This is a genomic window from Massilia sp. YIM B02763 (assembly GCF_030412015.1).
Taxonomy (GTDB): Bacteria; Pseudomonadota; Gammaproteobacteria; order Burkholderiales; family Burkholderiaceae_D; genus Telluria.
Window position 1 is genome coordinate 107,143 of record NZ_JASNRD010000007.1, and the last position, 12,674, is coordinate 119,816.

The 12,674-nt window shown below is 67.8% G+C and carries 10 protein-coding genes; 5 read left to right on the forward strand and 5 right to left on the reverse strand.

Annotation, left to right across the window (positions count from 1 at the left end; translation table 11 throughout):
* Positions 1–24: 24 nt before the first annotated feature.
* From QPK32_RS11755 to QPK32_RS11775, 5 genes are all read left to right on the forward strand, one after another.
* Positions 25–1,485, forward strand: a complete 1,461-nt coding sequence (locus tag QPK32_RS11755; RefSeq protein ID WP_290412998.1) for an oligosaccharide flippase family protein — start codon at positions 25–27, stop codon at positions 1,483–1,485.
* A 45-nt stretch (positions 1,486–1,530) separates the two neighbouring features.
* Positions 1,531–1,779, forward strand: a complete 249-nt coding sequence (locus QPK32_RS11760; protein ID WP_290412999.1) for an acyl carrier protein — start codon at positions 1,531–1,533, stop codon at positions 1,777–1,779.
* Positions 1,776–2,630 (forward strand): hydrolase 2, exosortase A system-associated, encoded by an 855-nt coding sequence (locus QPK32_RS11765; RefSeq protein ID WP_290413000.1) that lies wholly within the window; start codon positions 1,776–1,778, stop codon positions 2,628–2,630. The genes QPK32_RS11760 and QPK32_RS11765 overlap by 4 nt, the downstream gene beginning before the upstream one ends.
* Positions 2,614–3,513: a hydrolase 1, exosortase A system-associated gene (locus tag QPK32_RS11770; protein ID WP_290413001.1), complete on the forward strand. Its 900-nt coding sequence runs from the start codon at positions 2,614–2,616 to the stop codon at positions 3,511–3,513. The genes QPK32_RS11765 and QPK32_RS11770 overlap by 17 nt, the downstream gene beginning before the upstream one ends.
* A 198-nt stretch (positions 3,514–3,711) precedes the next feature.
* On the forward strand, positions 3,712–4,611 hold the full coding sequence (locus tag QPK32_RS11775; protein ID WP_290413002.1) for a glycosyltransferase family 32 protein: 900 nt from the start codon (positions 3,712–3,714) through the stop codon (positions 4,609–4,611).
* 15 nt (positions 4,612–4,626) lie between these two features.
* On the opposite strand, the gene QPK32_RS11780 is transcribed toward QPK32_RS11775, so the two are convergent.
* The 5 genes from QPK32_RS11780 to QPK32_RS11800 all read right to left on the reverse strand — a co-directional run bounded on the left by QPK32_RS11780 (position 4,627) and on the right by QPK32_RS11800 (position 12,598).
* Positions 4,627–6,105: a right-handed parallel beta-helix repeat-containing protein gene (locus QPK32_RS11780; RefSeq protein WP_290413003.1), complete on the reverse strand. Its 1,479-nt coding sequence runs from the start codon at positions 6,103–6,105 to the stop codon at positions 4,627–4,629.
* Positions 6,102–7,463, reverse strand: a complete 1,362-nt coding sequence (gene prsR, locus QPK32_RS11785; protein WP_290413004.1) for a PEP-CTERM-box response regulator transcription factor — start codon at positions 7,461–7,463, stop codon at positions 6,102–6,104. Before prsR ends, QPK32_RS11780 begins: the two co-directional genes overlap by 4 nt.
* 10 nt (positions 7,464–7,473) lie before the next feature.
* Positions 7,474–9,567, reverse strand: coding sequence for an XrtA/PEP-CTERM system histidine kinase PrsK (gene prsK, locus QPK32_RS11790; RefSeq protein WP_290413005.1), 2,094 nt, complete (start codon positions 9,565–9,567; stop codon positions 7,474–7,476).
* A 61-nt stretch (positions 9,568–9,628) separates the two neighbouring features.
* On the reverse strand, positions 9,629–11,041 hold the full coding sequence (locus QPK32_RS11795; RefSeq protein ID WP_290413006.1) for a TIGR03013 family XrtA/PEP-CTERM system glycosyltransferase: 1,413 nt from the start codon (positions 11,039–11,041) through the stop codon (positions 9,629–9,631).
* A 267-nt stretch (positions 11,042–11,308) separates the two neighbouring features.
* Positions 11,309–12,598 (reverse strand): nucleotide sugar dehydrogenase, encoded by a 1,290-nt coding sequence (locus QPK32_RS11800; protein ID WP_290413007.1) that lies wholly within the window; start codon positions 12,596–12,598, stop codon positions 11,309–11,311.
* Between the last annotated feature and the right edge of the window lie 76 nt (positions 12,599–12,674).

Genomic DNA, 12,674 nt, shown 5'->3' on the forward strand with positions numbered 1-12,674 from the left:
CCTCGACCTTTTCGCAGTAACGCCATGGCAGATCTACGTCGCTCGCTGATCATCAACTTCCTGTCGTCCTCCGGAGCGACCTTCCTGCAGTTCGTCGTCAGCGTGCTGCTGGCGCGCATCCTGAGCCCGAGCGAGATCGGCATCTATTCGATGACGGTGGTGTTCGTCAATCTCGCGCACGTGTTCCGCGACTTCGGCGTCAACTCCTACCTGCAGCGCGAGGACAACCTCACGCCCGACAAGATCCGCTCGGCCACCGGCGTCGTCTTCACCTCGTCCTGGCTGATCGCCACCGCCCTGTTCCTGGCCAGCGGCTGGCTGGGACGCTGGTTCAACGAACCGGGCATCGTGCCCGTCATGCGCGTGCTGGCGATCGGTTTCTTCTTCATCCCGTTCGGCGCCATCACCAGCGCCCTGCTGTCGCGCGAATTCGCCGCCGAAAAGCAAGCCATCGTGAACGCCGTCGGCACCACCAGCTTCTGCGTCAGCTGCCTGGTGCTGGCCAAGCTGGGCTTCGGCAGCATGGCGCTGGCCTGGGCCAACCTGATCAACATCCTCGCCTGCGCGCTGGCCTACATTCCGCTGCGCCCGAAGAACCTGCCGTGGTCGCCCTCGTTCAAGCACTGGCGCAGCGTGGCCCACTTCGGCCTCGGCTCCCTGCTGTCGAGCTGCGCCGGTTCGCTCAACAACGCCATTCCCGACATCCTGCTGGGCAAGCTGGGCACGGCGCGCCACGTCGGCCTGCTCAGCCGCGCCAACTCGACCGTCACCATCTTCACCTACGTGGCCGGTTCCACCGTCAGCTACGGCGCCGTCTCCTACCTGGCCCAGTCGCACCACCGCGGCGAGTCGCTGGTGCCGGTGCTGTCGCGCGCCACCGTGCTGCTGACCGGCGTCGGCTGGGCCGCGCTGGCGCTGACCGCCGTGCTGGGCCAGGACATCGTGGCGGCGCTGTACGGCCCCAAGTGGGGCGAATGCGTGCCGGCGATCCTGCCGCTGGCCATCGCGGCGGCGGTCGGCATGATGTTCCACTACATCCCGATGGCCGTCACGGCCATCGGCCGGCCCTACCTGAGCGCCGTGCCGACCATGATCACCCTGGTGTCGCGCATCGGCTTCGGCGTGCTGCTGTTCGACGGCAGCCTGGTCAACTTCGCCTGGGCGCTGTGCCTGGCGACCGTGGCGACGGCGCCCAGCGTGCTGATGCAGCAGAAGCGCCACTTCGGCTTCACGGCCGGTATCCTGCTGCGCGCCGTCGCGCCCAGCGCCATCGTCGCGCTGGGCACGGCGGCGGCGGCGGCCGCACTGGCCGCGCTGCTGCCGGACACGCTGGCCCCGATGACGCGCCTGCTGATCATGGCGGTGCCCCTGGCCGCCGTCTGGTACCTGCTGCTGCGCGCCACGCGCCACGAGCTGGTGGGAGAAATCCACCGCCTGGGCCCGCCGATCAAGGCCCGCCTCATGCTGCTGCGCCCGAATGTATAATCGATGGACTGTCCGGCCAGCCGGACGTCAACCAAGACGATGCATATGTACCTCGACGAAGTAAAGACGATCCTGATCGACGTTCTGGGCCTGGGCGAAGCGGGCCGCGGCCTGGACGCCGACTCGCCGCTGCTGGGCAGCCTGCCCGAGCTCGACTCGATGGCCGTCGTCACCCTGATCGGCGCCCTCGAAGACCATTTCGACATCGCCATTTCCGACGACGACATCAGCGCCAGCACCTTCGAGACCCTCGGCAGCCTGGCTGCATTCGTCGCCCGCCTGCGCGCCGAATGACGCCCCCCGCGCCGGCCGAGCCGTTCTTCCTGGAAGGCGCGCCCGGCCGCCGTTTCTGCCTGTTCCACCCGCCCGCCGGCCGCTGCCGCGGCGCCGTCCTCTACGTCCACCCCTTTGCCGAGGAAATGAACCGTTCGCGCCGCATGGCCGCGCTGCAGGCCCGCGCGCTGGCGGCGCACGGCCACGGCGTGCTGCAGATCGACCTGTACGGCTGCGGCGACAGCAGCGGCGACTTCGGCCAGGCCCGCTGGGCGATCTGGAAGGACGACCTGGCGCGCGCGGCGGCCTGGCTGCAGGCGCGCCTCGGCCATGCGCCCGTGCTGTGGGGACTGCGCCTGGGCGCCCTGCTTGCGCTCGACTATGCGCTCGACGATGCCCGCGGCGGCGCCCACCCCGTGCCCGCCATGCTGCTGTGGCAGCCGGTGCTGAAGGGGTCCACCTACCTGACCCAGTTCCTGCGCCTGCGCATGGCGCACGAGTTGCTGGACGGGGGCAACGCCGCCCAGTCCGGCACGGCCGCCATGCGCGCGGCGCTGCAGGCCGGAGAAACGCTGGAAATCGCGGGCTACGACCTGGCCCCGGCCCTGGCCGAGGCACTCGACGGCCTGGCGCCGCTCGACGCACTCGCCCCTGGCTGCCCGGTGCACTGGTTCGAGGCGCTGAACGGCGCCGGCGCCAACCTGCCGGCCGGCGCGGCGCGCGCCAGCGCCGAGTGGCAGCGGCGCGGCGTCGACCTGCGCCTGCACGCACTGGCCTGCCCGCCGTTCTGGAGCACCCCCGAGATCACGGTCGACGAGGGCTGGCTGGCCGCCACCACGGCCGCATTGCAGGCGCATGCCGATGAACGCTGAGACGATGGGCATCGAGACGATGAACACGGAGACGAAGGACGTCGACGAGCGCGCCCTCGCCTTCGACTGCCGCGGCGAACGCCTGTACGGCGTATTGAGCCTGCCGTCCGGCCCGTGCCGGCGCGGCGTGCTGGTCGTCGTCGGCGGCCCGCAGTACCGCGCCGGCAGCCACCGCCAGTTCACCCTGCTGGCGCGCCACCTCGCGGCCAACGGCGTCGCCGCGCTGCGCTTCGACTACCGCGGCATGGGCGACAGCGAAGGCGCGGCGCGCGCGTTCGACGACGTCGAGGACGACCTGCGCGCCGCGGTGGACGCGTTCCTGGGTGCCGTGCCGGGCCTGGAAGAAATCGTGCTGTGGGGCCTGTGCGACGCCGCCTCGGCGATCGCCATGTACGCGCCGCGCGATACGCGCGTGCGCGGCATCGTGCTGCTCAATCCCTGGGTCAGGACCGACGAGGGCATCGCCCGCACCACGCTCAAGCATTACTACCGCGCGCGCCTGCTGGAAGCGGGATTCTGGCGCAAGCTGCTGGGCGGGCGGATCGACGCGGCCGCCTCCCTGCGCTCGCTGGCGGCGCTGGTGCGCAGCGCGCTCAAGCCGCGCGCGGCCGCCGCCAACGACGGCGCCGCGTTGCCGCTGCCGGCACGCATGCGGGCCGGCATGCAGGCGTTTCGCGGTCCCGTGCTGGTGATCCTCAGCGGCGCCGACCTGACCGCGCGCGAATTCTGCGACCTGGCCGGCAGCGACGGGGCGTGGCAGCGCCTGCTGGACGCGCCGCGCATCACGCTCCACCGGCTCGAACCGGCCGACCACACCTTCTCGCGCCGCCAATGGCGCGACCAGGTCGCCGCATGGACCTGCGCCTGGCTGCGTTCATGGTGAACACCGTGGCACTCACCAAGTAAGCAGCAGGAATGACCGTGTTGTAGCAATACTGCACGGTTTGATATCTTTTTTTTAATTCCCGGCAGCACGGTCGGAAGGATCGATGCTACACTCGGCGGCACGGCATCCGGTCGCAAGCAAGCGTCGACACCGGTCGCACGGCTCCTCCACTGACGTCCACTCATCCAGTTTCCCATGTCGATCAAAGCGCTGTTGATACCGTCCCTCAATCGTCCGCCGCGGCGCGACCAGCTTCCCGCATTCGAAGCGGGTACGGCGATCCCGCGCATCCTCCACCAGACCTTCTACGACCGCAAGCTGCCGGAACGGCTGGAACAGAGCGTGGCCGAGCTGCGCGCGCTCAATCCGGGCTGGGAATACCGTTTCTACGACGACGACGACATCGCCGCCTTCATCAAGGAACATTATCCGCCGCTGGTGTGGGAGTACTACGAGCGCATCGACCCGCGCTACGGCGCCGCGCGTGCCGACCTGTTCCGCTACCTGCTGCTGTACAAGGTCGGCGGCGTCTACCTCGACATCAAGAGCAGCGCCACGCGCCCGCTGGACAGCGTGCTGCGGCCGGACGACCGCTTCATCCTGTCGAAGTGGCACAACAAGGACGGCCAGTTCGAGCACTTCGGCCTGGTCTACGACCTGCGCCACCTGGACGGCGGCGAATACCAGCAATGGCACGTCATCTGCGCGCCCGGCCATCCTTTCCTGAAGGCCGTGCTGGAGCAGGTGTTCGAGAACATCGACACCTACGATCCCTACCTGCACCAGACGGGCAAGCGCGGCGTGCTGCGCGTCACCGGCCCCGTGCCCTACACGCTGGCCATCGAGCGGATCCGCGCGCAGCATCCGCACCGCCTGGTCGACGGCCGCGCGGCGCTGGGCCTGGAATACAATGTGTACGGCGCCGACAAGGGACACGTCGGCGTCTTCAAGGGCCATTACTCGCTGCAGACGGCGTCGATCGTCAAGCTGGGTCCCGTGAAGCGCATGGTCAGCCGCCTGTACGGGCTGGCCCAGTACTTCCACGACCAGGTGCGGCGCACCCGCCTGGACCCGAAGCTGGGCACCGGCGAGTGAGCAGCTAGCCCCGGTTCAGGATTGCGCCGGCGCGCGCCGGCAGGCGGAAAAGTCGTCGAACGCGCCATAGGCGCGCACCGGCTTGCCCGTGCACAGGTCGCGGCCCGGGCGTCCGCCCTGGCGCTGCGGCGCCTTGCCGCTCCACGTGAAATCGCCGCGCCGCGGGTCCGCGAACAGCGCCCGCACCGGATGGCGCCCGACATACGACGGCCAGACGGAGGCCGTTTCGTTGTCGCCCAGGTGCAGCAGGCCGCCGTCGCGGCTGCGGATCGGGCCGTCGACCAGGTTGCCGTCCAGGCGCGCGCTGCTGCTGGCGAAGCGCACGTCGATGCCGGTCGTGTCGACCAGGGTATTGTCCTCGATCCGGCTGTCGGCCGCGCTGTTGAGATAGACCCCGACGTCGGAACAGGCGGCGATCAGGTTGCCGCGCATGATGCCGCCCTGCTGCTCCGTGATGCACCTGCGGTCGCGGCAATAGGCGTAGCCCGTGCCGCCGCCGCCGAACGACAGGCCGACGCGCTGGCCCCGCCGGCCGGCCAGCTCGTGCTCGCACCAGACCAGGTTGCCCTCGAACAGATTGGCCTGGCCGCCGCCCTTGGCGAACGCGCCGTAGCTGATGCCGTCGCCGGCACCCTTGATGAAGTCCTTGATCACGTTGGCACGGATGGTCCAGCGGCTGGCGGCGACCAGGTCGATCGGCGTCACCGGGTTGGCGGTATCGCGCACGTGCGTGTTGAACAGCGTGTTCGCCTCGATCAGGCCGTCGTCGGGAAAATCGTCGCCGGCGCCGTTGATCTTGAAATGGGCGTTGAAGTCGGCGATCGCGTTGTTCACCGAGGCGAAATGGCGCGCCGCGCCGACCACGTGGAAGGCGTGCTCGCAATAGGTGTCGGTGGCGCAGACGCCGCGGATGTCGAGGTTCTCGAAGCGCCACCACGGCGCCGTGACGCGGAAGCCTTCCTGCAGGTCGAACTCGATGCGCACGCTGCCCGGCCGGGCGGCGCGCACGGTGATCGGCGCGCCCTCGCGTCCGGGGCGGTCCGCGTCCAGCACCTTGTTGAAGAAGCGGTAGGTGCCGGGCAGCAGCGTGATGACGTCGCCGGGCTGCACCCGCTGCAGCGCGGCGCGCAAGGCGTCCGGCGTCGCGACCTGGATGCCGCCCGCGTCCGCGCCGCCGGCCGCGCGCGGCTGCACGCCCAGCGCCGCCGGCAGCACGGCCGGCTGCGCGGGCGCCGGGCCGCGGTCCATCTCCATCATCGTGCGGCTGGCGAAAAGGCCGGCGCCGACGATGGTCGGGTTGTGGCCGCTGCTGCGCTTCTCGACATAGGGCGCCAGCGTGCGCGGCGCCACCCCCACGTGTTCGATCGCGGCGGCGACGGCGGCCAGCCCGGCCAGTCCCAGCACCGCCACGCCGGCCAGCAGGTAGACGGCGCGCCCGCGGCGCCGTGCCGGTGTCGCCTGCTTACCGCGGCCGCGCCTGCTGCGCTCGCTCATGCGCCGACCTTGATGCCATGCCGTCCCATCAGGTCGTACATGGTGGGCCGGCTGATGCCCAGCATCTCGGACGCCTTGACGATGTTCCCGTCGGTGCGGGCCAGCGCCTTGACGATGGCCTTGTACTCGGCCTCGTCGCGCACCTGGCGCAGGTTCAGCGGTTCTTCCGCGGCCTCGGTGTCGGGCAGGCCGAGGTCGTCGGCGACGATGGTGTTCCCGTCGGCCATGATGACGGCGCGCTTGATGCAGTTTTCCATCTCGCGCACATTGCCCGGCCAGGCATAGGCCTCGATCGCCGCGATCGCGTCGGGCGCGAAGTGCAGCGAGGAGCGCGACTCCTGGGCGCAGAACTTGTTCTTGAAGTGGTGCGCGAGCAGCGCGGCGTCGCCTTCGCGCTGGCGCATCGGCGGGATCGTCACGACGATCTCGGACAGGCGGTAGTACAAGTCCTCGCGGAAGCGGCCCTGGGCGCACAGCTCCTTGAGCTTCTGGTGCGTGGCGCAGACGATGCGCACGTCCACGGGAATCTCCTCGTGGCCGCCGATGCGCTCGATCACGCGCTCCTGCAAAAAGCGCAGCAGCTTGGCCTGCAGCGGCATCGGCAAATCGCCCACTTCGTCGAGGAAGAAGGTGCCGCCGTGCGCCAGCTCGACCTTGCCCTTGGTCTGCTTGGCGGCGCCCGTGAAGGCGCCCTTCTCGTAGCCGAACAGTTCGCTCTCGAGCAGGTTTTCCGGAATCGCCGCGCAGTTGATCGCCATGAAGCGCTCCTTGGCGCGCGGCGAGATCGCGTGCACGGCGCGCGCCAGCACTTCCTTGCCGGTGCCCGATTCGCCCAGCAGCATCACGGACGCCGACGTCGGCGCCACCTTCTCGATGGTGCGGCAGACCTTCAGCATGCCGGGGTCGCGCGAGATGACGCCGGCCAGCGGCGAATCGGCCTGCGACTGCTGCATGCGGCGGTTTTCCTGCTGCAGGTTGTGCAGGAAGAAGGCGCGCTGGATCACCAGGTTCAGCACTTCCGGGTCGACCGGCTTCTGGTGGAAGTCGTAGGCGCCCATGCCGACCGCCTTGACGGCGTTGTTGTGGTCCTGGTTGCCGGTCAGGACGATCACGCGCGTGTCCGGCGCCAGCGCCAGGATCTGGGCCAGCGTGGCCAGGCCTTCGGTGGAACCGTCCGGATCGGGCGGCAGGCCCAGGTCCATCGTGACCACGGCCGGTTCGTGGCGGCGGATCTGGGCCAGCGCCGCCTCGCGGTCGCCGGCCACCACCACCTCGTACGCGTCCAGGCTCCAGCGCAGCTGCTTCTGCAGGCCGGGATCGTCTTCGATGATCAGGAGTTTCGGTTTCGCTTGTGTCATGGATTCTCTTTCAGGCGGTGGTCGCGGCAGCCTGCTCGCGCTGCAGCGGCAGGACGACCTTGAAGGTGGTGCCCGCGCCGGGCTGGCTGCGCACGTCCATCGTGCCGCCCAGTTCGTTGATGTATTCGCGGCTCTCGAACACGCCGATGCCCATGCCGGCCGACTTGGTCGACTCGAACGGCTTGAACAGGCGCTCGCGGATGAATTCCTCGCTCATGCCGGCGCCGGTATCGGTGATCTCGACCTCGACCGCGTCGGCGCGGCCGCCCCCCGGACGGCCCACACGCACCAGCACGTGGCCGTTGCGCGGCGTGGCCTCGATCGCATTCTGGATCAGGTGGCCCAGCACGCGCTCGAGGCGCTCGCGGTCGGCCACCACCATCAGGCCCGGCGCCTCGACCAGCAGCTCGGGATGCGGCTCGAACGCGCTCTTCATGGCCAGCGCCTGGCGCACCACCTGGTCCAGCGCCAGCGGGAGCGGCTTCTCGGCATTCTCCGTGCGGCCCAGCTTCTGCAGCATCATCTTCATCTTCTGCACCGAGTGGTCGAGGGTCTCGAGCATGTCGCGCTGGAATTCCGGATTGTCCTTGTGCTTCTCGGCGTTCGCGTTCATCAGCGACAGCTGGGCCACCAGGTTCTTCAGGTCGTGCACGACGAAGGTCGACATGCGGTTGAACGATTCGAACTGGCGCGCCACCATCAGCGCATTGGCGGCATCGTCCTGGGCCAGGTGGCTGGCGGCCTGGCTGCCGGCGATTTCCAGCAGGTCGATGATTTCCCAGTTCAGCTGCAGGGGGCTGCGCGCGCGCTGCAGCACGACGAAGCCGAACAGATTTTCCTGCAGCATCAGGGGCACCACCAGCCAGCGGCGCGGCATGTCGAGCAGCCAGTCGGGCACGGCCAGGCCTTCGTATTTTTCCGGGCGCTCCAGGTATTCGTCCAGGTCGATCACCCACTGGGTGCTTTCGAGGAACTGGCAGAACGGCGAATCGGCCGCTTCGGCCATGCCGCCGTCCACGCCCTGCCAGCGCGCGCGCGGCTCGAAGCGGCCGCTGTCGCCGCGCTGCCAGAGCGTGCCGCCGGGGCTTTCGACCAGCGCCGCCAGCGCCTGGATGGCGCGCTCGCCGAGGTTGGGGCCGCGTCCGGACAGCGTGCGCGTGAAGCGCATCCATTCCTCGCGGTAGTCGTAGTTGTAGCGGTAGAAGTGCTTGCTGATCGAGACCCGCAGCCAGGAACGCGCGCTGCCCGAGAACAGGATCACGCCCAGCAGGCACACGGCGCCGAACAGGAAGCCGGTCTGCATCACCGAGCCCCAGCTGCCGCCGAAGTAGCGCAGGTAGTAGCCGACCGTGCCCATGGCCAGCAGGTACACGGCGGAGCCGAACAGCGCCGCCGAATGGAACACGACGCGGCGCGACACCGCAAACGAGGTGCTCCAGGAACGGCGCCGCGCGATCGACGCGGCGATCAGCGGCACGGTCAATGCATTGATCACGCCGCGCGCCGTCCACAGGTCCGGATTCAGTTCGCGGAACAGCATGGTGTTGCTGTACATGTAGAAGTCGTAGGCGAACATGCCGCCGATGCCCAGGCAGGCGAACTTGATCGCCCAGCGCTCGACGATCGTCTTGTTGCGGTACAGCTGCTCGACCAGCAGCATGCCGTACACGGCCAGGCCCATGTAGCCGGCCAGGATCGGCACGCCGAAGGATTGCAGCAGCGAACCGGTCCAGCCGGCGGCGACGATCGCCACCAGCAGCGCCAGGTAGACGGCCAGCGCCAGCAGCAGGCTCGGACGCAGCGCCGTCAGGCCGCTCGGCCGGCCCGCGGATACGGCGTCGCGGCGCCAGTGGCCGAGCAGCGCCACCAGGAACAGCGACCAGGCGCCGTCGCGCAGCACTTCGAGGACCGCGGCCGGGGTGCTCCACAGGATGCCGGCGGCGGCGTTCCAGGTCAGCGCTCCGGCCCAGGCCGCGGTGATCAGGCAGGCGATCGACAGCGTGACGCGCTGGGCATGCCCGCGCCATCCCGCCAGGACCGGCAGGCCCAGGGCCAGGAAGCCGATGGCGGCCAGCGCATAACTGGAAGCGGCGATATTGGTCACGATGCTGTGCACGATTGGCGGGAGTGCCGCGCCCGCCGCCAGGGCGGGCGCGGGGCGGAAATCAGCGTCCGCTGCGGAACAGGACGACCTTCAGCGTGTCGATCAGGATCAGGACGTCGAGGAACAGGCTGTTGTTCTTCACGTAGTACAGGTCGTACTGCAGCTTTTGCAGCGCATCCTCGGCCGAGGAGCCGTAGCCGTAGCGCACCTGGGCCCAGCCGGTGATGCCCGGCTTGACGCTGTGGCGCACGTTGTAATACGGGACCACTTCGATCAGCTGCTCGACGAAGTACTGGCGCTCCGGGCGCGGGCCGACGAAGGACATCTCGCCCTTGAACACGTTGAGGATCTGCGGCAGCTCGTCGATGCGGGTCTTGCGCATGAAATTGCCGACGCGGGTGATGCGCGGGTCGTTCTGCTGCGCCCATTGCGGCTTGCCGCCCTTTTCGGCGTCCGTGCGCATGCTGCGGAACTTGTGCACGCGGAAGGTCTTGCCGTCTTCGCCGACCCGCTCCTGCGAGTAGAACACGGGACCGCCGTCTTCCAGCTTGACGGCCAGCGCGGCGGCCAGCATGACGGGGAAGGTCAGCAGCAGGATGATCATGCTGCACACCAGGTCGAAGCAGCGCTTCATGAAGGCGCGCACGAAGCTCTGGTCGAAGCCGCCGCCGAACACCAGCCACGAAGGCTGCAGCGAGTCGACGCGGATCTGGCAGGTCTCGCGCTCGAAGAAGGTGGCGGCGTCGGTGACGCGGATGCCCTGCAGCTTGCAATCGAGGAGTTCCTTGATCGGGAAGCCGCCGCGGCGGTTCTGCACCGAGACCACGATCTCTTCCACGTTCTGCTGGCGCGCCAGCGTCAAGAGGCTGTCGCCCTCGCGCGACTGCAGCAGGCTGTTCGGCGGCACGCACAGTTCCTCGGTCGGGGTCGGGACGAAGCCGGTGATGTTGTAGCGGTGGTAGCTGCCGCTCTGCTGCGCCAGGTCGCTGCACTCCTTGGCCAGCGGGCCGCTGCCGAGGAACAGGATGCGCGTCTGCAGGAAGCGCAGCTCGGAACTCTTGAAGAACACCATGCGCGCCGTGACGATGCCGACGCCGGCGATGCCGAACACCAGGGCCAGGATGCCGCGTCCGAAGTACAGGTCGGGGGCAACGTAGAACACCAGGGTCAGGATCAGGAAGCCCATCAGGAACGAGGGCATCAGTTTCATGAACAGCGGATTGCGCAGGCCCTCGTTGAAGTCGAGCTGGTACATGCCCATCGCGCTCATGCTGAAGATGATGGCGGCGGTAAAGGCGATCGCGGAGGTGAAGAAGTGGTTCAGGTTCTCGAGGTTCGCCAGGCTGACCGGCTGGCCCAGGTCCATGAAGCGCACCGCGGCGCCGACGTAGGCCGCGCCGAGCAGCACCAGCACCTCGACGAACAGCAGGACGAATACGATTTTCGATACGTAGTGGTTGGCAATCCTAAGCACGATGGTCTCCGAAAAGCTGGCCGGTTTTCATGGTCGAGACAGCGCACGGACGCACGTCGGGCAGACATCCGGCGGCACGGACGGCTGGCATGGAGGACTGGGGCGTGGAAACGCTCGGAACGCTTATCGTTTTCATTGCTAATACGAAAGACCAGGAACGGTTGCCGGTTCGGCATCGCCCCTCGTCGCACGACAGTAGGGGTAGCTCGGGCGGACGAACCGCCCGGGTAGTTCATTCACATCGACTTGCAACACTCGCCGAGGCGCTTACAGGCGCCAGACGCAATAGCCGGCTTCGCGGATCAGGCGCGGGTCGAACTGCGCCTTGACGTCGACGAAGCAGCCGCCGTCGTTCAGCTTGGACTGGATTTCCGGCAGGCTGCGCTCCAGCACTTCCTTGTGGGCCACGGCGGCGATGAAGGCGTCGGCCTTCGGCAGGCTGTCCCAGCTTTCCAGCTCGATGCCGTATTCGTGGCGCGCCTCGTCCGCGTCCGCGACGGGATCGTGCACGTGCACTTCGACGCCGTAGGACTGCAGTTCGTAGACGATGTCCGCGACCTTCGAATTGCGCAAATCGGGGCAATTTTCCTTGAAGGTCAGGCCGACCACGTTGACCTTCGATCCCTTCACGTGGAAGCCGGCCGAGATGATCGACTTGACGGTCTTCTCCGCCACGAACTTGGCCATGCCGTCGTTGATGCGGCGGCCGGCCAGGATCACCTGCGGGTGGTAGCCGATCATTTCCGCCTTGTGGGTCAGGTAATACGGGTCGACGCCGATGCAGTGGCCGCCCACCAGGCCGGGACGGAACGGCAGGAAGTTCCATTTGGTGCCGGCGGCCTTCAGCACCTCGAGGGTGTCGATGCCGATCTTGTCGAAAATGATCGCCAGTTCGTTCATCAGCGCGATGTTCAGGTCGCGCTGGGTGTTTTCGATGACCTTCGCCGCTTCCGCCACCTTCAGGCTGGAAGCGCGGTGCACGCCGGCCTGCACCACGGTTTCGTACATGGCGGCGACGCGTTCCAGCGTTTCGGCGTCGTCGCCGGAAACGACCTTCATCACGTTGGTCAGCGTGTGTTCCTTGTCGCCCGGGTTGATGCGCTCCGGCGAGAAGCCGACGTGGAAGTCTTCCTTCCACTTCATGCCCGAGAAGCGCTCCAGCACGGGGATGCAGACTTCCTCGGTCGCGCCCGGATACACGGTCGATTCGTAGATGACGATCGCGCCGCGCTTCATGACCTTGCCGACCGTCTCGCTGGCGCTGATCAGCGGCGCGAAGTCCGGCACGTGGGCGATGTCGACGGGGGTCGGAACGGCAACCAGGATGTAGTCGGCCTTGGACAGCGCATCGGGATCGGTCGTCGCGGTCAGGTGCTTCGCCTCGCGCAATTGCTCGCTCGAGACTTCGCCTGCCGGATCGATAAAGTTCCGGTAGCTTTCGATCTTCGAAGCCGACAGATCGAAACCGATCGTAGAGACTTTCTTGCCGAACTCGACGGCAAGCGGCAAGCCTACATAACCCAACCCGACAACTGCAATAACCTCATCTGGCTTCATAGCGATCCGCCCCACAAATTTGCAAAATTTACAACTTTAAATATAGCACGGAAAATATTAACAGCTCAATGCGCGC